Below are 19,760 nucleotides of genomic sequence, written 5' to 3'. Positions count from 1 at the left end.
CAGGCCCGCCCGAGTCCTGTGCTGGGAGGAGACACGGCTCGATGAGTGTGGACAAGACCGTGACCCCGCACGCGGTCCAGGCGCTGTGGGGTGCGCTGGTTGCCGTGCCCGTGGTGATCCTGTTGTTGGTGGCGGAGGCGGAACTCGCCCTGTGGGCCGCGGGCTACGAGGGCTGTGCGGACCCGAGCGATCTGCCGTGCCGGGTGACGGCCCTGCTGCGGCGCTGCGGCGAGTCGATCACGGGGACCGACGGGGCACCGCCCGTCGGCTCCCGGTGACCCTTCGGCTCCGTTGGGTTCACTGGGCCGGGGCGGGGTTCGAGGGGGCGGGGCGGAGCGCGGGGTTCCTGACGAGCAGCGCGATGTACAGCAGATCGAAGACGCAGCACAGCAGCCCGAGGCCGAGGATGAACGGGGAGTCCTCGATGACGCCGAAGAGGAAGGTCGGCGCGAGGGTGCCGAGCCACTTCGCCATCGCGACGGTCAGGGACTGCCCGCGAGGCCCCTCACGCCGCGTGTAGAGCGCGATGAACAGGACCGACATCAGCAGGTTCTGAAGGAACGCGGAGTTCCGGGTCGCGTCGTGGGTGCCGAAGTGCGCGAGGAAGAGCCACTGCACGGCGTATCCGGCGGCCAGGGCGAGGACGCCCCACGCGATGAAGAGCCGGCGACCCACCCAGGCCGGCAGCTCGGCCCGCCCGTGCCGGAACCAGCCCGCGAGGATGGCCACGTCCAGAGCGGTCCACACCACGTTCACGACGCCCTGGGCCGACAGCCCGTGCCGGAACTCGTTCACGGCGTACGTCGACTCCCAGGCCAGGTTCAGGACGAGGGCCGCGAGCGGCATCCCGTACGTCCGGTCACGGGCGCCGGCGCGCAGGATCCCGACGTAGGCGACGGTCCAGGCGATACCGCTGACGAGGGTGAGGGCCAACTCGATGTCCATGAGCCGGGCAGTCCCCGGCGGGCCCGTCAGTGAAACGTCCGACCGGCCCCTTCGGGCGGGTCGGGCACACTGGAGGGTCTGGAACGGCAGGTCCGGACCGTGCCGGGACTCGGATGGGATGCCGGGCGCCGAAGGGCGTCCCGGGCCGGCAAGGCGTGGTGCGGGCGAAGGGCGGGCGGGTGACGGAGGACGAGTTCGACGCGTTCTACTCGCACACCGTGCGCCGTCTCACCGGGCGCCTGTACGTCATGACCGGGGACTTCCACGAGGCCCAGGACGTGGTGCAGGAGGCGTTCGTGCGGGCCTGGGGCAAACGCCACGCGCTGGAGTTCGAACGGGGGCCGGAGGCGTGGGTGCGCACGGTGGCGTGGCGGCTCGCGGTGAGCCGACGCCGTCGGGTGCTGCGTGACCTGTTCGCCTGGCGGCGGCGCGCCGAGCCCGCGGTGGCGGACCCGCCGGACGCCGTCCTGCCGGGGGTGGACCTCGCGGCCGTGCTGCGTCGGATGCCCGACCGGCAGCGCCGGGTGGTGACCCTGCACTACGTGTGCGATCTGTCCGTGGAGGAGACCGCCCGGGAGATGGGCGTGTCCCCCGGCACGGTGAAGACCCATCTGGCCCGGGCCCGCGCTCGGCTGGAGGCGCGCCTGGGGCCCGCGGAGCGCCGGGGCGTGAAGGAGGAGGCCGGGCGTGGTTGAGAACTGGCCGGGGCCCGATGCCCCGCGCGCCGACGGCGCCGCCGATCCCGGGCGTGCCGATCCCGGGCGCGTCGCGGCCGGGCGCGTCGGCGGCGAGGCGGACGCGGTGGACGTGGTGGGCGACGGCGTCCGGGCGCTCGCGGAGTCGGGCGCGCGCCGGGCCGGCCCGGCGCCGGCCCACGAGATCCGCGCACGGGCCCGTCGACGGCGCCGCCGGCGGTCGGCCGCGGTCGGCGTGGGTGTGGGCGGGGCGCTCGCCGGTGTGCTGTTCGTGTTCGGTCCGGGGTTCGGCCCGACCGACGGAGTCGGGCCCGACGATCCCGTGGCACCGCCCGCCGCGCCGGTGACGGAGGGGCCGGGCCCGACCGGGTCCGCCTCCCGTGAGGCGCCCTCGCCGGCCCCGACCGGGACCGGTACCCCGACGCGGGTCCGGGAACCGGACGCGGGCCCGCCGGCGACTCCGACGACGGAACCCGCCTCGGGACCGACGTCGCCGCTCCGGCCGACGGCCTCGCCGACCGTGCCGGCGACCGGCACCCCCGAGGGGCGGCCGACGTGACACCCGCCACATTCGCGTTCCCCTGTCCACCCGCGGGCCCGCGCCGGGCGTACACCCCGTGACGCACCACCCAGAGATCGATGCACGAGGAGACGAGAGCGACGTGGACCAGCAGCACGCGCGCCCGACGGCGGGCGACGGGGAGGGGGTGCCGGCGCCGCCGTTCGGCACACCGGTTCCCGGGCCCAGGCCGTACGCCGCTCCGCCCGACGGCGGGCCCGGCCCCGAGGGGACGGGTGCCGGGTACGGCGCGCCGGACGCACGCGGTGCGTACGGTCCGTCCGCGCCCGGTGGTGTGCGGGGCGGCGGGATATCGGCGGCCGGGGACGGAATGAAACCCGGGGGACCGGGTGTTGCGTTGATCGACGACGGGCCCGGGGGTGGGTCCGTGGGCGCCGACGGCGGCCGGGGTGCCGCCGATGCCCGGGGTGCCGCCGATGTCCGGCGCGGGCGTGGCGCGGGGGGTTCCGGCGCGGCCGCCGTCCGCCGTGGCGGGCGACGTGGCGTGGTCGACGCGTCGGTTGGCCGGTGGGTGCGGGGTCCCGTGCTCGGGCGGGCCGTCGAACTGGTCGGTCCGGCGTTGCTCGTGTACGCGGTCTCGACGGTCCTGCACCTGCTCGTGCTCGCGGCGATGTCCCGGCCCGGGGGCCTCTCCGTGCGCGACCGGCTGCTGTCGTGGGACGCGCAGTTGTACCTGGACGTCGCCACCAACGGCTATCCGACCGCGCTGACCTTCGGGGAGAACGGCGCGCCCCAGGGCAACAACACGGCCTTCTTCCCCCTCTACCCGCTGCTCACCCGAGGGGTGCACGCCCTCACGGGGCTGGACGCGGGAACGGCCGCGCTGCTGGTCGCCCACCTCGGGCTGCTGGCCGCCCTCGTGGCCGCCGACCGGTTGCTGACCGATCTGTACGGGCGTCGCGCGGCGTTCATCGGGCTCGTCCTCCTGGCGGGTGCGCAGCCGATGGCGGTGGCGTTCGTGATGGGGTACAGCGAATCGCTGTTCCTGGCGCTGTGCCTCGGCACGCTCTACGCGGCGCGTCGTGGTGCCTGGTGGTGGGCGGGCGCGGCGGGGATGCTCGCGGGGCTGACCCGGCCGGCGGCCGTGTGCGTCGTGGCGGCGCTCGGGGTCGCGGTGCTGCTGCGGGTCGTGGCGGATCGTCGGGCGGGCCTGCCCTGGTCCTCGGCGGCGCGTCCCGTCGGCGGGCTCGCGCTGGCTTGCGTGGGGATGCCGGCCTACCTGGCGTGGGTGGGCCTGCGGCTGGGACGGATGGACGCGTGGTTCGTGGTGCAGGAGGCGGGGTGGGGCACGCACTGGGACAGCGGCCGGGCCTTCGTCGAGTTCCTCGGCAACACGCTGGGCGCGGAGGGGCACCAGGACGGGAACGCGGGTTGGGTGCCGGTGAGCACGGCGGTGCTCGTGTCGGCCTGTGTCGCGGCGACCGCGTTGGCCTGGCGGCGGGGTGCGTGGCCACCCCTGTTCGCGTACGGGGTGTTCCTCGTCGTGATCACCCTCGGGCAGAGCAACTTCTACCACTGCAAGCTGCGGCTGCTGGCGCCCGCCGTGGTGTTCCTGCTGCCGGTCGCGCTCGGGCTCGCGCGGGCCCGCACGCGGACGGCGGTGGTGGTGCTCTCGGGCGGCGTCCTCTTCGGGTGCTGGTACGGGGCGCACATGCTCAGCGTGTGGCCGTACGCGATCTGAGCCGCCGGTGGGCGGTGCGGGTGCGTCACGAAGGGTCCGGCGGTCACGCCGGGCCCTTCGGCGTCCGCGGGCCGGTCCGGGTCGGCCCTGCCCGGTCCGGGTCGGGGAGGTGGGGCCGCACCCCTTGTCTGACGATCCGTCAGGTACCACGATGGGGCGCGCACCCGCACCCCATCGCGGCGAGAGGCGGTCCCCATGGCGCGCGTGTTCGAGGAAGGCCGGCTGGTTTACGGGATGCAGCTCCCGGTCCAGTCGCAGAGTGTCATCTACGCCGAGCCCTGGGAGGCCGGGGCCGGTCCCCGCGAACTCGCGGCGGTCGCGCGGGCGGCGGAGGAGGCGGGTTTCGGGTACCTCGCCTCGTGCGACCACGTGGCCATCCCCCGGCGGCTGGCGGGCCCCATGAGCACCATCTGGTACGACCCGATCGCCACCCTCTCCTTCCTCGCCGGCATCACCACCCGGGTCCGGCTGCTGTCCCACGTGGCCGTCGCCGGGCTGCGGCACCCGCTGATCAGCGCGAAGCAGTACGCCACCCTGGACCACCTGGCCGGCGGCCGGCTGATCCTCGGCGTCGGCGCGGGCCACGTGAAGGAGGAGTTCGAGGTCCTGGGCGTCGACTTCGAACGGCGCGGCCCGGTGCTGGACGAGACCATCGACGCCCTGCGTGCCGCGCTCGGCCCGGAGGAGTTCCCCGAGTTCGAGGGCGAGCTGTTCTCCTTCCGTGACCTCGGCCAGGCGCCGCGTCCCGCGCAGGAACGGGTGCCGATCTGGGTCGGCGGCTCCTCCCCGGCGGCCGTCCGGCGCGCGGCGGTGCGCGGGGACGGATGGCTCCCGCAGGGCGACCCGCGCACGGCGTTCCCCGCCCAGATCGCCCGCCTGCGCGAACTGCGCTCCGCCGCCGGGGTCACGGACCCGATCGAGATCGGCGCGATCACGGAGGTCCTCTACGTGGGCGAACCGGGCTGGGACACGGGGCGCCGCACCCTCACGGGCAAGCCGGAGGCCCTGGCCGCGTCGCTCCGGGAGTACCGCGGGTTCGGCGTCGACCAGATCCAGGTCCGGTTCCGCTCGCGGGACTGTGCGGAGCTGCTGGACCAGATCGCGGCGTTCGGGGCGGAGGTCGCACCGCTGCTGGAGGGCTGAGCGGGAGAGCGGGGCGGGAGAGCGGGGCGGGAGAGCGGGGCGGTTCCACCGGGTTCACAGGTACTCACGAGGGAGGGGTTCGGTCATGGGCAAGCTCGACGGACGGGTCGTCGTCATCACGGGTGCCGCGCGCGGGCAGGGCGAGCAGGAGGCGCGACTGTTCGCGGCCGAGGGGGCGCGGGTGCTGCTCGCCGACGTGCTCGACGCGCAGGGCGAGGCGGTCGCCAAGGAGATCCGGGAGGAGCACGGGGAGGACCGGGCGCGCTACGCGCACCTGGACGTCTCGCTGCCCGCCGATTGGGAGGCGGCCGTGGCCGTCGCGAAGGAGGCATTCGGCGGCCGGATCGACGGACTGGTCAACAACGCGGGCATCCTGCGGTTCAACCAGCTGGTCGAGACGCCGCTGGAGGAGTTCGAGGCGCTGATCCGCGTCAACCAGATCGGCACCTTCCTCGGCATCAAGACCGTGGCCCCGGAGATCGCGGCGGCCGGCGGTGGCACGATCGTGAACACGTCCTCGTACACGGGGCTGACGGGCATGGCGTACGTGGGCGCGTACGCGGCGACCAAGGCCGCGATCCTCGGGCTCACCCGGGTCGCGGCGGTGGAGCTGGCCGACCGGAACATCCGGGTGAACGCCATCTGCCCCGGGGCGGTGGACACCCCCATGTCCAACCCCGCCCTGCTCGACCCGGCGGGCCCCAGCCCGGAGGCGACGGAGGCGGTCAACGCGATCTACCGCAGGGTGGTGCCGTTGGGTCGGGCGGGGCGCCCGGACGAGCCGGCGCGGCTCGCGCTCTTCCTGAGCGGCGAGGACTCCAGCTACACCACGGGGCAGCCGTTCGTCGTGGACGGCGGGTGGCTGGCCGGCGTCAGCATCCTCTGACCCCGGACCTCTGGCGTCTGGCCCCGGACCCCGGGCCTATCCCCTCTGACCCCGACCCCGGACCCCCGATCCCCGGCCCCGGGCACCGAGGCCCCCCATATCGCCCCTGACCTGCCCGCCACCGTGCTCCCCGCCCCTCCCTCCGACCCGTCCGCGGGCCCTCGGCGTCGTCTGGGCCCGCGGGCTTCGGCATGGGCCGGCGCGCGAGGTTTCCGGGGGCTCCGCGGGGCGGTCGAGAGCCCGTTGACTGATGGATCGTCAGGTATTGACGGTCGTGAGTCGCGGTGGAACAGTCGGACCCATCGCATCTGACGGTTAGTCAGAAACCGAGAAGGACGGTGAACCCCGTGGAATTCGGTCTCTTTGTGCAGGGCTACGTGCCCGAGGCGCGGTCCAAGGTCGACCCCGAGGCGGAGCACAAGGCGCTCATCGAGGAGACCGAGTACGTCATCCAGGCCGACAAGTCCGGCTTCAAGTACGCCTGGGCCTCCGAGCACCACTTCCTGGAGGAGTACTCCCACATCTCGGCGAACGAGGTCTTCCTCGGCTACCTCGCCCACGCCACCGAGCGCATCCACCTCGGCTCCGGCATCTTCAACCCCCTCGCCCCCGTCAACCACCCCGTGAAGGTGGCCGAGAAGGTCACCATGCTCGACCACCTCTCCGAGGGCCGGTTCGAGTTCGGCACCGGTCGCGGCGCCGGCAGCCACGAGATCCTCGGCTTCTTCCCGGGCATCACGGACATGAACCACACGAAGGAGCTGTGGGAGGAGACCATCGCCGAGTTCCCCAAGATGTTCCTCCAGGAGGAGTACGAGGGGTTCCAGGGCAAGCACTGGTCGCTGCCGCCGCGCAAGATCTTCCCCAAGCCGTACGGCAAGGCCCACCCGGCCATGTGGTACGCCGCCGGCTCCCCGGCCTCCTACGCGATGGCCGCCCGCAAGGGCCTGGGCGTGCTCGGGTTCAGCGTCCAGAAGGTCTCCGACATGGAGTGGGTGCTGGACCAGTACAAGACCGCGATCCGCGAGGCCAAGGCCATCGGCGCGTTCGTCAACGACAACGTGATGGTCACCTCCACCGCCATCTGCGCCGAGACCCACGACAAGGCCGTCGAGATCGCCGTGAACGGCGGACTGAACCGGCTCCAGTCGCTCGTCTTCCGCTACCACGACACCTTCCCGCGCCCCGAGGGCATCCCGGAGTGGCCGGAACTGCTGCCGGAGTACAACGCGGAGATCATCGAGCTGCTGATCGCGGAGGAGCTGATGATCTGCGGCGACCCGTCGGAGGTCCTCGCGCAGTGCCGCCGCTGGGAGGAGGCCGGGGCCGACCAGCTCTCCTTCGGCCTGCCGATCGGGGTGTCCCGCGAGGACACCCTCAAGAGCATCCAGCTGATCGGCGAGCACGTGATCCCGCACATCGACACCGACCCGGTGCACCGCACCACGCGGTTCCGCGAGGCGGCCGAGGGCTGAGGCCCCGTCGGCCCGGGCGGTGCGCGCGCGTCGCGCACGGCGTCCCGGCCGGCCCCCGTGAACCGGGGTGGCGTCTTCCCGGACCGCCACCCCGCACCCCGGCCCCGGTCGGAGGCGGTACGGCCGCGGCCGGCCCACCGCCCCCGCCGGGGCCCATCGCGCGCCCACCCGCCCCCGCGCCGGCCCGCCCGCATGCCCGCGACGCCCGCCCGCGCGCGCCGCACGCGCCGGGGGCGCCTGGGGCGCCGCCCGCGCCGGACGCTGGCCCGGGCCCCGCGGCCCCCGGCCCGCAGGCACAGCGCACACCGCAGATCGCACACCGCACAGGAGGCTCGTCTCATGCTCGACCACCTCATCCGGGGCGCGACCGTCGTGGACGGCACCGGTGCTCCCGCCTTCGTCGCCGACGTCGGCATCCGGGACGGCCGGATCGCCGTCGTCGCGGCCCCCGGCACGGTCACCGAGGAGGCACGCACCGACGAGGACGCCACCGGTCTCGTGCTCGCCCCCGGCTTCGTCGACCCGCACACCCACTACGACGCCCAACTGTTCTGGGACCCGTTCGCCACGCCGTCCATGAACCACGGGGTGACCACCGTCGTCGGCGGCAACTGCGGGTTCACCCTGGCCCCGCTCAACCCGGCCCGCCCCGAGGACGCCGACTACACGCGCCGCATGATGAGCAAGGTCGAGGGCATGGCCCTGGCCGCGCTGGAGGAGGGCGTGGACTGGTCCTGGTCCGGGTTCGGCGAGTACCTCGACGCCCTCGACGGCCGCACCGCCGTCAACGCCGGATTCATGGTGGGCCACTGCGCGCTGCGCCGGCACGTGATGGGCGAGGACGCCGTCGGCGGGCAGCCCACCCCCGAGCAGCTCGACGCGATGCTGGCCCTGCTGCACGAGGCGATGGACGCCGGCGCCTGGGGCCTGTCCACCACCCAGTCCTCCACCCACTCCGACGGCGACGGCGCCCCCGTCGCCTCCCGGCACGCCCGGCCGGAGGAACTGCTGGCCCTGTCGCGGGCCGTCGGCGAGCACGAGGGCACGCAGCTGGAGGCCATCGTCGCCGGCTGCCTGGACCAGTTCGCCGACGAGGAGATCGACCTCTTCGTGGAGATGAGCGCCGCCGCCGGTCGCCCGTTGAACTGGAACGTGCTGACCGTGGACGCCGCCGTGCCCGAGCGCGTGCCGCGCCAGCTCGTGCCGAGCGAACGGGCCCGCAAGTCGGGCGGCCGGATCGTCGCGCTGACCATGCCGATCCTCACCCCCATGAACATGTCCCTGGGCACGTTCTGCGCCCTCAACCTCATCCCCGGCTGGGGCGAGGTCCTCGCGCTGCCCGTCCCGGAGCGGATCGCGCGCCTGCGCGACCCCGACACCCGCGCCGAGATGCTGCGCCGCGCCGACAGCAAGGAGGCCGGCGTCTTCCGCCGGCTCGCCGACTTCGGCCGGTACGTCATCGGCGACACCTACAGCGCCGCCAACGAGGGCCTGTCCGGCCGCGTCGTGCGCGACATCGCCGCCGAACGCGACCTCGACCCCTTCGAGTGCCTGGTCGAGATCTGCGCCAACGACGAGCTGCGCACCGTGCTGTGGCCCATGCCCACCGACAACGACCCGGCGAGCTGGGCCCTGCGCGCGGAGACCTGGGAGCACGAGGACGTGCTGCTCGGCGGATCGGACGCGGGCGCCCACCTGGACCGGATGTGCGGCGCCCCGTACACCACCCGGTTCCTCGGCGACTGCCTGCGCGGGCGCCGGCTGCTGCCGCTGGAGCGGGCCGTGAAGATGCTGACGGACGACCCGGCCCGCCTGTTCGGGCTGCGCGACCGGGGCCGGATCGAGGTGGGCGCCCACGCCGACCTCGTCCTCTTCGACCCGGAGCGGATCGACGCCGGGCCCGCCACCCTCGTGCACGACCTGCCCGGGGACAGCCCGCGGCTGGACTCGCGGGCGATCGGCATGGTGTCGGTGCGGGTCAACGGAGTGGAGACGATCCGGGACGACGAGGTGACCGGGGCGATCCCGGGCATCGTGCTGCGCTCCGGCCGGGACACGAGGACGGTGAGCACGCGATGAGCGTCAACGACGGTGCTGTCGGCGGGGGCAGCGGGAGGCCCGGCAGCGGGAGGCCCGGGGGCGGGGGATCCGGCGGCGGGGGGCCCGTGCGGCAGTCCCTGTTCATCGGCGGCGAGTGGGTCGAGCCGAGCGGCGGCCACTACGAGGTGGTGAACCCCGCCGACGAGAGCGTGGTCGGCCTGGCCCCCGAGGCCGGGGTCGAGCAGGTCGCGGACGCGGCGCGGGCGGCGCGGGAGGCGCTGGCCGGCTGGTCGCGCACCTCCCCGGCCGAACGGGCCGCGATCCTCGACCGGGCCGCCGACATCATGCAGCGGGAGTTCGTCGGCTGGGCGGAACTGGCCCAGGCCGAGACCGGCGCGACCACGGGCATCTCGCGCGGCATGCAGGTCGGCGTCGGCGTCTCGCGGTTCCGACGCTACGCCAAGGGCGCGCTGGAGCCGACCGAACGCGGGCTGCCGCCGCAGGTCACGGAAGCCGGCCCGATGGGCGGCGCGAGCGTGCTGGGCGCGCTGGAGGTGCGCCAGCCGGTCGGCGTCGTGACGTGCGTGACCTCGTACAACAATCCGTGGGCGAACCCGGCGGGCAAGGTGGCGCCGGCGCTGGCCATGGGCAACACGGTGGTGGTCAAGCCCGCCCCGCAGGACCCGCTGTCGGTGTTCCGGATGGCGGCGGCGCTGGCGGAGGCCGGGGTGCCGGCCGGGGTCGTGAACGTCGTGAACGGGCAGTCCGTGGCGGTCGGGGAGGCGGCGGTGGCCGCGCCCGAGGTGGACATGGTGTCGTTCACCGGCTCCACCGCCGTCGGGCAGCGGATCGCGGAGGTCTGCGGCCGGCAGATGAAACGGCAACTGATGGAGCTGGGCGGGAAGGGCGCGGCGATCGTCTTCGAGGACGCCGACCTGGACGCGGCCACCCTCGGCATCGGCACCACCTTCTCCTTCTACAGCGGGCAGATCTGCACGGCGCCCACCCGCGTGCTGGTGCACCGCTCGGTGCAGGACGCGCTGCTGGAGAAGCTGACTGGCTACCTGGCCTTCATGAAGGTCGGCGACCCGCGCGAACGGGGCACGGTCGTCGGCCCGGTGATCTCGGCGGCGCACCGCGACCGGGTCGAGGCGTACGTGGAACTCGGCCGCAAGGAGGGCGCGCGGGTGGTGGCGGGCGGCGAGCGACCCGTCGTCGGCGAGGGCGCGGCCCGGGGCAAGGGCTTCTGGGTGGCCCCGACCCTCCTGGCGGACTGCACGAACGACATGCGGGCGGTCCGGGAGGAGATCTTCGGGCCGGTGGTGGTCGTGGTGCCGTTCGACACGGAGGAGGAGGCGGTGGCGCTGGCGAACGACAGCGACTACGGCCTCATCGACTACGTGTGGTCGAAGGACGTGGCACGGGCGTTCCGGGTCGCGCGCGAGCTGCGCGCGGGCGGGGTCGGCGTGAACACGATCGGCCGGAACATGGAGGCGCCGTTCGGCGGGTTCAAGAAGTCGGGGGTGGGCCGCGACGTGGGCTCGTACGCGCTGCACGCGTACAGCGAGACCCAGTCGATCGTCTGGACCACCTGACGGGGGGCCGACGGGTCCCGTCGGATGCCGACGGATGCCGATGGATTCCGTCGGAATCCGACGGGGCCGGTGTCGGCCGCGCCGCCGCCCGGGAACAGGGCGGGAACGGGGACGGAACGGGCGCGGGACAGGGGGGGGGAACGGCCCGGGCGCGGAGTGGAACGCGGCCGGGCCGAGGGGCGATGATCACGGGTCGTTCGCCGACGGGGCCCCGGTTGGGGCGGCGGCAGGCTTGCGGACGGAGCGCACACCCCGCCCTCCGCCCCCTCGTGAAAGGCCACACCACCCCGTGACCGCGAACCGTTCCACCCGCCGTGACGCAGACCGCGACGCCCGCCGGTACTCCCGTCCGCCCGCCGCCGGCACCCGTCCCGGCACCCGCCCCCGGGTCCGTCCCCGCGCCGGGGTCGCGCTGACGGCGGCGGCGCTCGGCGCCGTGCTCGCCCCGCTGTTCACGGCGGCCCCCGCGCACGCGATCATCGGCGGCCACGAGGCGACGCCCGGGGAGCAGCCCTTCGTGGTGTCCGTGCAGGCGGTCACGTGGGGCGGTGAGGTCTCGCACTACTGCGGGGGGTCGCTGATCGCCGACGACTGGGTGCTGACGGCCGCGCACTGCGCGGACACGACGGACGCCGGCAGCCGCAAGGTGCGGATCGGCTCGACGGAGCACGCCCGGGGCGGTGCGCTCCTCGACGTGGCCGAGGTGGTCGTGCACCCCGAGTACCTGCCCGGCCCGGGCACCCCCGAGGGCCGGCAGCACGACGTGGCGCTGCTGCGCCTGGCGAAGCCGGTGGAGCCGGCGCTCGGCACTCCGGTGCGGCTCGGTACGGGCGCTGACGGCCTCGACCCGGTGCGGGTCTTCGGCTGGGGCCTCACCGACCCCGAGGGTGACCGGCCGGCGGACCGGCTCAAGCTGCTCGACACCGGTCTGCGGGCCACTCGTGACTGCGCGGCGAACGCGATCGTCGACCGGTACCCGAGGCTGTCGCTCTGCTTCGACAATCCGGGTGGGCAGTCGGCCGCGCAGATGGACTCGGGCGGCCCGATCACCATCGTGCGGGACGGGGCGAGGTACCAGGTGTCGGCGGTCCGGGGCAGTGGCGCGCCCTCGGGCGTGCCGGCGGGCGAGTACGCGTGGGTGGGGGTGAACCTGGGCGAGGAGTCCGTCGCGGAGTGGATCACCGAGGTGGCGGGGGTGCCGGTGAAGGCCCTCGGCCCCTCCTGAGCACCGGCCGGCCGTGCCCCGTGAGTGCCCCGTGAGCGCCCCGCCCCTCCCGGCCCCGGGCGGCGGCGGGGTCGGCGGGGGCGCGTGGGGAGGCGCAGGGTGATCGGTCGGCGGCGGTGTGTGGAGGAATCGGGGGTTCCGGGGGCCTTGGAAAACTCGTGCGGGAAAGTTTGGAATGGGGCAAAACGGGCAGAGCTGCGGTTTCCGTATGGCGGAAGCAGGTCTCCGGACCCGTTCAAACCGACTCCGTCAGGTCTGTGAACCTTCTATTACGTGATCGTTAAGTCTCACGATCTCAAGATTCCAAGGACGAGAGGGTCCTTCGTGAGTGGACTTTAGTCCTCCGGATGTGGATATCGCAGCGTCTAACGTCCTGACCCATGACACAGATGGACGTTCGGCTCCCGGCCGGAGACACGGTAATGGGCGTCGCCGAGGGCGGCGTTCGAGGCAAGGGTCTCGGAAAGGGATCCGTCGGTCTGCTCGGCAGTGCCGTCATCGGCATATCGACCGTCGCCCCCGTCTACTGCCTGACCTCCACGCTCGGCTCCACCGCCGGCGAGGTCGGCATGCAGATGCCCGCGATCTTCCTCGCGGGCTTCCTCCCCATGCTCCTGGTGGCCTTCGCCTACCGCGAGCTGAACAAGGCGATGCCCGACTGCGGCACCTCCTTCACGTGGACCGTGAAGGCATTCGGCCCGCGCATCGGCTGGATGTGCGGCTGGGGCCTGGTGATCGCCACGATCATCGTCCTCTCCAACCTCGCGGGCGTCGCCACCAGCTACTTCTGGCTCCTCGCCGGCGAGATCACCGGAAACCCGTCGATCGCTGCCCTCGACGACAACAAGCCGGTCCACATCCTCACCTGCCTCACCCTGATCGCCGCCGCGACCGCCATCAGCTACCGGGGCATGACCGCCACCAAGGGCGTGCAGTACACCCTCGTCGGCCTCCAGCTCGCCGTCCTCGCGATCTTCGTCGCCATGGCCTTCCAGAAGGCCGGCGCCAACACCTTCGACACCGGCCTCGACTTCTCCTGGCAGTGGATGAACCCCTTCGCGGTCGACTCCCTCGCCGCGTTCACCGCCGGTCTGTCGCTCTCGATCTTCATGTACTGGGGCTGGGACGCCTGCCTGGCGACCAACGAGGAGACCACCGGCTCCGCCAAGACCCCCGGCCGCGCCGCGCTCGTCGCGATGGTCGTCCTGGTCGGCTCCTACCTCGCCACCGGCATCGCCGCGCAGATGGCCGTCGGCTCCGGCGGCAGCGGCCTGGGCCTCGGCAACCCCGAGACCTCCGACAACGTGTTCGCCGCGCTCGCCGGCCCCGTGATGGGTCCCGTCCTCGGCGTGCTCCTGTTCGTGGCCGTCCTCGCCTCCGCGACCGCGTCCCTCCAGACCACCTTCATCCCGGTGGCCCGCACGGTCCTGGCCATGTCCACGTACGAGGCCCTGCCGCCCGCCTACGCCAGGGTCCACCCCAAGTTCAAGACCCCGGGCCGCGCCACCGTCATGGCGGGCGTCGCGACCGGCGCGTTCTACACGGTGATGACCCTGGTCAGCGAGAACGTCCTCACCGACACGATCTTCGCGCTCGGCCTGATGATCTGCTTCTACTACTCCCTGACCGCGTTCGCCTGCGCCTGGTACTTCCGCCGCGACCTGCGCAACTCGGCCCGTGACCTGTTCTTCAAGGGCGTCTTCCCGCTCCTGGGCGGGGTGCTCCTGGCCGCGGTCTTCGCCAAGACCCTGTACGACATGTGGGACCCCACCTACGGTTCGGGCTCCACCGTCCTCGGCGTCGGCAGCGTCTTCGTCATCGGCGTCGGCCTGCTGGCCCTCGGCCTGGTCGTCATGGTCGTCACGGAGCGCCGCAGCCCGGCCTTCTTCCGCGGCGAGATCCTCACGCGCAGCACCCCGGCGCTGGTCGTCGAGGACTGACCGACCCACCCGCACCATCCGCACCACCCGCACCATCCGCGCGGCCCACGGCCCCGCCCGGCGAGAACCGTCCGTCCGTCTGTGTCAGACCCGGACCCGGTCGCCGAGCGGGGCCGTCCGCGCATCCGGGTGGGGCGGGGTGGGGTGGGGTGAAGTTGGGCCGGGATCAGGAGAGGAGCCGGCGCACGTCGGCGTGCTCCAGCCGCCGCCGGATCGGCTCGAACCACGCTTCCCGCGCCTCGGGCAGTCGCTCCAGCGTCGCCGTCAGCACCCTGTGCGAGGGCTGGAACAGGCGGGTCGGGTGATTCGGAACGGGATCATCCGCCTCCACGCCGGGCGGCAGCCCACCGGACACCGGAAGCCGGGTCCGGACGGTCGGTGCCACGAGCTCCCGCCACACCGGCCCCGCCACCGGCACCAACCGGCTCCCGCCCGCCGGCCGCCGATCCGGCCCGGCCCAGGTGCGGGCTACGGGATCCGGCGTGCCGCCCGCTTGGACGGCGGCCCGGTCACCGACGCGGCCGCGGTCGCGGTCGCGGCCCCGGTCACCGTCCCGGTCCCGGCCGCGGCCGTCGCCGTCGGAGGCGGCGGGGCCGTGGCGCGCGGGGGTGGCAGCGGACGCGGGTGCCGCTGCGGGTGGGGGTGCGGGCGTGGCGACAGGCCGGAGCCGACGGGGACGACGGGCACGCGGGGAGCCGTCCGTGACCCCGCCGGTCACCGGATCCAGCGGCAGGCCGGTCCGGGGATCGGCCGGCACGAGCAGTACCCGCGCGTCCGCGTGCGGCGGCAGCCCGGGCCCCGCCACGGCCACCCGCGGCCATCCCGCGCTCTCGACCGCCGGCCCGTACGGCAGCAGGGCGCGCAGGAGTCGATCGAACATCCGCGTCGGAAGTCCGGCCGGCAGCCGGAGCGGCATGCCTCCCGACGCCGCCAACAGGCGGGCCGACACGGCCCCGCCCTCCGCCTCCCACCGCGGTTCCCAATGCCCGTCCGGGGTCAGCGCGGGCAGCCGTGAGTCCTCGCCGTGCGTGTACCCGCGCGCGTACCCAACCCTGTCGGTCGGCTCCGCGCGCACGGGCCCTTCGCCGGGCCTCGGGCCCCTCCGGCGCACCCGCCGGGGCAGCAGGACGAGCTGGTTCCAGATCCCGCAGTCGTCCCAGCGTTCCCCGACCCCCGTGCCACAGCCGGCGCAGAGCACGTTGGGTCGCGGTCCGGGCACGATGCCCAGGCAGGGGTCACCGGACAGTTCCGGCACCAACACCGTGCCGCGCGAATCCCCCGCCGAGCACACGAACTCGCGCCCCCGCCGCCGGGAGTCCCGTCGCACGGCGTAGGTACCCGGCTCCATCAACGAGGGCAGGAAGGAGTGCGCCCCGCTGTGTGAGGAGTGCGAGGGCAGCACCACCCGTGACACGGGCGCCGTCAACGCCTGCCCACAGCACGCGCAGACGAAGACCTCCGCCAACCGCCCCCACCCCACGTCCACCCGACTCGTTCAACCACGCGATCCTGCCGCCCCATTCCCCTCCACGCCGGCCCTTTTCGGGTGAGTCGCGGGTGGGGCGGGGCGGGCGACCGTTGCGGTCATGGTGCGGGTGTGAGCGGTGAGCCGGTGGTGGCCCGTGCGTCGACGGGGAGTTCTTCGTGATCGTGTCGCGAGGTACGCCGCAGGGCGCGTCGACGGTAGCGAGAGGCGGCCCAGGAGCCCGCGAGCACGGAGAGGGCGAGCGTCGGCCACCCGATCTCCACGACGACGGCGCCGGCCCCGCTCCGGGCCTCCGCGAACACCCCCGCCGCGCCGAGGGTGACCAGGGTCCCCACCGTGACCCCGGAGCCGAGGACGATCTCGATCGCCCACCCCCGTCGGTCGGGACGGTCGGACCGGGCGGACCGGGCGGACCGGTTGGGCCGGTTGGGTCGGTCGGGCCGGCTGGACCGGTCGGGGCGGTCGTGGGTCATGGTTTCTCCCCGTCTCCGACCTCCGCTCTCCCGTCCTCCCACGACCCGAGGAGGGAGGGGGAGGGACCCGGGCGGCGGCTGTCGGGTGCGAGTGCGGCGCGTACGGATCCAGTCTCGCAGCGGGCCCGGACCGCGTTGTCAGACCGGTCGGGCACCATGGCGCCGTGGATGGCACACGCGCCGGTGTCGGGGTTGGGGCCCGAGTCGGCGCCGGGTTCGACGTGCCCGCTCCCGTCCACCCGTGCGCGTCGCCGGCTGTCACGACGGCGTCGACACGTGGACGGGCGGACGTGCGGACGAGCCCGCCGCCCGAGCGGGGGCGTGGTTCGGTGCGAGGGGGATCGTGGAGCACCTGGGGGGTCTCCGGTCCGGCGGGTCCGGCGGGTCCGGAGGGTTCGGGGGTGCGGCGGAGAACGCCGTGCTCGGGTACTCGCCCTAGGGCGACGAGCCCTGCCGGCGTCCCCCGTGGGTTCGGTGGACGCAGGGCGCCGACGGCGGCGGTTCTCGTGTGACGGGCCCTCGGTTCGGGGACGGGGCCGGATCCCCGGGGTGCGGGTGCGGTGCGGGCCCCGACGCTCGGACGGGAGGGGGCTCTCCGTCGCGAGCCTGGGTGCGTCTGCGAGCCTGCGCGCCGATGTGCTCGTGCCCGTCCGAGGGGTGGTGGGTGGGTCATTTCGACGTTGCCGGCGTGGGGTGGGGCAGGGCCGTGACGGGGAGGTGTTCGGTGGCGGGCGCCGTTCGTGCCGTCGCTTGCGAGCGGTGCAACGGGAAGCACTGGGGCTGGCGTTGGCGGGTGGTTGTGGAGCGTGTGCGTGCGGCTCTGCCGAACCTCCGTCGCGGAAGCGGGAGTTCCTCGTACCGATCCGGTGTCGAACGGTCCGGGCGGGGTGGTGGGGACGGACAGAGATCGTCCCCGGCGCTATTCTCTGGGGGATCCCGGCCGGTCCTCCCGGCCCCGCGGAGACCCGAGCCGCCCGGCCCCGCCGGACGCCTCTCCCGCACCATGCGTGCCGCCCGTCACACGGGTGTCGCGCCGCCGGTTCGTCCGGCGCCCGGCCCCAGGGGGGCCCGCAGGCCGGGCGACCCCGCGGCGGGACGGGCGGCGGGCGGGCGGCGCGCGGTGAGGACGGGTCCGGGGGCCGCGCGAGGGTGACGGCCGGGCCGGGAAGTCCTATGGGGGAGGGGCCTTGGCGACCCAACGACTCACGCCGTCCGATCCGACGTGGATCGGCCCGTACCGTCTGCTCGCCCGGCTCGGCGCCGGCGGCATGGGGCGGGTCTACCTGGCGCGCAACGCGCGCGGCCGGACCGTCGCGGTGAAGCTCGTGCACCGCGAGTACGCCGAGCGCGAGGAGTTCCGGCTGCGGTTCCGGCAGGAGGTCGACGCGGCGCGGCGGGTCGGCGGCCGGTGGACGGCGCCGGTCATCGACTTCGACACCGAGGCGGACCTGCCGTGGGTCGCGACCGGGTACGTGCCCGGCCCGACCCTCAGATCCGTCGTCGGCGACGAGTTCGGGCCGCTGCCGGCCCGTTCCGTGCGCGTCCTGGCGGCCGGTCTCGCGCACGCGCTGACCGAGATCCACGGCACCGGCCTCGTGCACCGGGACCTGAAGCCGTCCAACGTGCTCGTGACCATCGACGGCCCGCGCGTCATCGACTTCGGCGTCGTGCGCGCGATGTGGGACGGCGACGGAGGAGCGGGCGGGGGCGGGGACAACGGGTTGACGATGACCGGCCAGATCCTGGGCACGCCCGGGTTCATGGCGCCGGAACAGCTCAGGGGGGAACGGGTCACGTCGGCCTGCGACGTGTTCAGCCTCGGCACGACCCTCGTCTACGCGGCCGGCGGCACGCTGCCGTTCGGCGAGTCCACCAGCCAGGGCGGGATGTACGCGCTGTACACGCGGATCACGTCGGGGGAGCCCGACCTGTCCGGCGTGCCCGACGAGCTGCGACCGCTCGTCGCCGCGTGCCTCGCCAAGGAACCGGAGGACCGACCGACCCCGGCCGAGATCCTGGACCGGGTGGGCGCGGACACGACGGTGTCCGACGGCCGGGCCGTCGAACCATGGCTCCCGGCGAAGCTGATCGCGCACCTGGGCCGCGAGTCCGAGCGCCTGCTCGACCACGAGGGCGAGGAGAGCGACGAGGGCGACGGGCCCGGCGGCGGTGGTGGTGGGCCCGGCGGTGGTGGCGGGCGCGGGGGCGGTGGTGGGCGCGGCGGTGGCGTCGGCGGGCGGGGCGACGTGGGGTCGGGCGACGGCGGCGTTCCCCGGAGTGCCGGGACCACGGGCGACGGCGCGCTCGGCTCCGGCGGTGTGCTCGGCACGGACGGGGCGATCGGCTCCGGTGGCGTGCGCGGCTTCGGTGGTCCGTCCGGCAGTGGTGGCGTGCGCGGCTCCGGTGGTGCGTCCGGCAGTGGTGGTGTGCTCGGCACGGACGGCGTGATCGGCACCGACGGCGTGCCCGGCTCCGACGGCGTGCTCGGCTCACCCGGCTCACCCGGCTCTGGCGGCTCACCCGGCTTCGGTGGCGGGCCCGGCAGTGGTGGCGTGCGCGGCACCGACGGCGCGCCCGGTAGTGGTGGCGGGCGTGGTTCCGGTGGTGTGTCCGGCTCGGGGGGTGACGTGCACCATACGCCCACCCTCACGGGTGGTGCCCTGCACACCCCGGGCCGGACGCCCGTCGTCCCTCTCCCCCCGATACCTCCCCCCGGCCCCCGCGACCCCGGCACCCCGGCCACCGTCGACGACAACCTCGTCGGCCACCGTGACCCCGGGCCGCTCCCGCCCCGTGAACGCGGGGACCGACCCGACCGACCCGACCGGCACGACCGCGCCGCCCGCTACGGCAAGCTCACCGCCCTGTGCCTCCTCGTGGCCCTGGTCGCCGGCGGGGCCGTCTGGTTCCTCGGCCGGGACGGGCGGGACGGCGGCGGCGACAACGGCGGCAACGTCGGCGGCGGCCGGAACGGCGACGTGGTCGCCTCCGCGAGCTCCCCGCCGGCCCGCGAGAGCCACTCGGCGACCCCGCCCGCCGGCGGCGGGGCCCCGGACCCGTCCACCACCCCGAGCCGCACCGGCTCGCCGCCCCCCACGACCACCGACCCGGCCCCGACCACCGCGCCCGTCGAGACCCCGGCCCCGCCGCCCCCCGTCACCGGTCCCGGCGTGCCCCGCGCGCTCCTCGGGCGCTGGCGGGCCGACGACACCGGCGGCTACACCTACGTCATGACCCTCGTGGACGGTCCCGTCGGCTCCCGGGTCATGACCCTGGAGCGGTACACGCCGGGCAACACCCGCCAGTGCGGCTACGCGGCCGACCTCCTCGTCGGCGGCGGCGGCGCCGACAGCATCAGCGTGACGAGCACCTACCTCACCTACGACGGCAGCGGCGGCTGTTTGACCAGCTATCCGAGCACGCTGACCCTCTCCAACGGCAACCTCACCCGCACCCTGAGCAGGGGCGGAGAAACCCCACGGCTCTACCGCCGTCCCTGACGCACCACCACGAACCCGGACACATCCGGACTCCTTCCCTCCCCCCGCTCCCTGCCCCATGCTGGGCCGAAACACCACAGGCACCGCTTCCGGGGG

Annotated in this window: 14 protein-coding genes; 11 read left to right on the top strand and 3 right to left on the bottom strand. The window is 74.4% G+C overall.

Features of this window, described 5'->3' with window-relative positions; genetic code table 11:
* The first annotated feature begins 41 nt into the window (after positions 1-41).
* Entirely contained in the window at positions 42-278 is a 237-nt protein-coding gene (locus tag ACN20G_RS09950; RefSeq protein ID WP_424212379.1) for a hypothetical protein, read from the top strand.
* Positions 279-297: 19 nt separating this feature from the next.
* Here ACN20G_RS09950 and ACN20G_RS09945 read toward each other — a convergent pair whose 3' ends face one another.
* On the bottom strand, positions 298-945 hold the full coding sequence (locus ACN20G_RS09945; RefSeq protein ID WP_424212378.1) for a hypothetical protein: 648 nt from the start codon (positions 943-945) through the stop codon (positions 298-300).
* Between the two features lie 179 nt (positions 946-1,124).
* Between ACN20G_RS09945 and ACN20G_RS09940 the strand changes: the two genes are divergently transcribed.
* The 9 genes from ACN20G_RS09940 (at position 1,125) to ACN20G_RS09900 (ending at position 14,205) form a co-directional block, all read left to right on the top strand.
* On the top strand, positions 1,125-1,640 hold the full coding sequence (locus ACN20G_RS09940; RefSeq protein ID WP_424212377.1) for a SigE family RNA polymerase sigma factor: 516 nt from the start codon (positions 1,125-1,127) through the stop codon (positions 1,638-1,640).
* A gap of 1,103 nt (positions 1,641-2,743) precedes the next feature.
* Positions 2,744-3,901, top strand: coding sequence for a hypothetical protein (locus ACN20G_RS09935; RefSeq protein ID WP_424212376.1), 1,158 nt, complete (start codon positions 2,744-2,746; stop codon positions 3,899-3,901).
* Positions 3,902-4,096: 195 nt separating this feature from the next.
* Positions 4,097-5,044 carry a TIGR03619 family F420-dependent LLM class oxidoreductase gene (locus ACN20G_RS09930; protein ID WP_424212375.1) on the top strand — a complete coding sequence of 316 codons (948 nt, stop codon included), beginning with the start codon at positions 4,097-4,099 and terminating at the stop codon, positions 5,042-5,044.
* Between the two features lie 85 nt (positions 5,045-5,129).
* Positions 5,130-5,930, top strand: a complete 801-nt coding sequence (locus ACN20G_RS09925) for an SDR family NAD(P)-dependent oxidoreductase (protein WP_424212374.1) — start codon at positions 5,130-5,132, stop codon at positions 5,928-5,930.
* A 347-nt stretch (positions 5,931-6,277) separates the two neighbouring features.
* Positions 6,278-7,405 (top strand): LLM class flavin-dependent oxidoreductase, encoded by a 1,128-nt coding sequence (locus ACN20G_RS09920; RefSeq protein ID WP_424212373.1) that lies wholly within the window; start codon positions 6,278-6,280, stop codon positions 7,403-7,405.
* Positions 7,406-7,744: 339 nt separating this feature from the next.
* Complete coding sequence (locus ACN20G_RS09915) at positions 7,745-9,484, top strand: N-acyl-D-amino-acid deacylase family protein (RefSeq protein ID WP_424212372.1); 1,740 nt, start codon at positions 7,745-7,747, stop codon at positions 9,482-9,484.
* Positions 9,481-11,040: an aldehyde dehydrogenase family protein gene (locus tag ACN20G_RS09910; RefSeq protein WP_424212371.1), complete on the top strand. Its 1,560-nt coding sequence runs from the start codon at positions 9,481-9,483 to the stop codon at positions 11,038-11,040. Before ACN20G_RS09915 ends, ACN20G_RS09910 begins: the two co-directional genes overlap by 4 nt.
* A gap of 289 nt (positions 11,041-11,329) precedes the next feature.
* The gene (locus ACN20G_RS09905) at positions 11,330-12,265 is read left to right on the top strand and encodes a S1 family peptidase (protein ID WP_424212370.1); all 936 of its coding nucleotides are present in this window, start codon (positions 11,330-11,332) and stop codon (positions 12,263-12,265) included.
* A 380-nt stretch (positions 12,266-12,645) separates the two neighbouring features.
* The gene (locus ACN20G_RS09900) at positions 12,646-14,205 is read left to right on the top strand and encodes an APC family permease (RefSeq protein WP_424212369.1); all 1,560 of its coding nucleotides are present in this window, start codon (positions 12,646-12,648) and stop codon (positions 14,203-14,205) included.
* Positions 14,206-14,371: 166 nt separating this feature from the next.
* Here ACN20G_RS09900 and ACN20G_RS09895 read toward each other — a convergent pair whose 3' ends face one another.
* Together ACN20G_RS09895 and ACN20G_RS09890 are read right to left on the bottom strand one after the other, a co-directional pair.
* Complete coding sequence (locus ACN20G_RS09895; RefSeq protein ID WP_424212368.1) at positions 14,372-15,691, bottom strand: hypothetical protein; 1,320 nt, start codon at positions 15,689-15,691, stop codon at positions 14,372-14,374.
* Positions 15,692-15,789: 98 nt separating this feature from the next.
* Positions 15,790-16,164, bottom strand: a complete 375-nt coding sequence (locus ACN20G_RS09890) for a hypothetical protein (protein ID WP_424212367.1) — start codon at positions 16,162-16,164, stop codon at positions 15,790-15,792.
* A 1,187-nt stretch (positions 16,165-17,351) separates the two neighbouring features.
* On the opposite strand from ACN20G_RS09890, the gene ACN20G_RS09885 reads away from it, so the two are divergent.
* On the top strand, positions 17,352-19,664 hold the full coding sequence (locus ACN20G_RS09885) for a serine/threonine-protein kinase (RefSeq protein ID WP_424212366.1): 2,313 nt from the start codon (positions 17,352-17,354) through the stop codon (positions 19,662-19,664).
* Positions 19,665-19,760: the final 96 nt, after the last annotated feature.

Origin of the sequence: Streptomyces dryopteridis (assembly GCF_049606955.1) — a bacterium.
Classification (GTDB): Bacteria; Actinomycetota; Actinomycetes; order Streptomycetales; family Streptomycetaceae; genus Streptomyces.
This window is presented reverse-complemented; position numbering and strand designations above follow the sequence as displayed.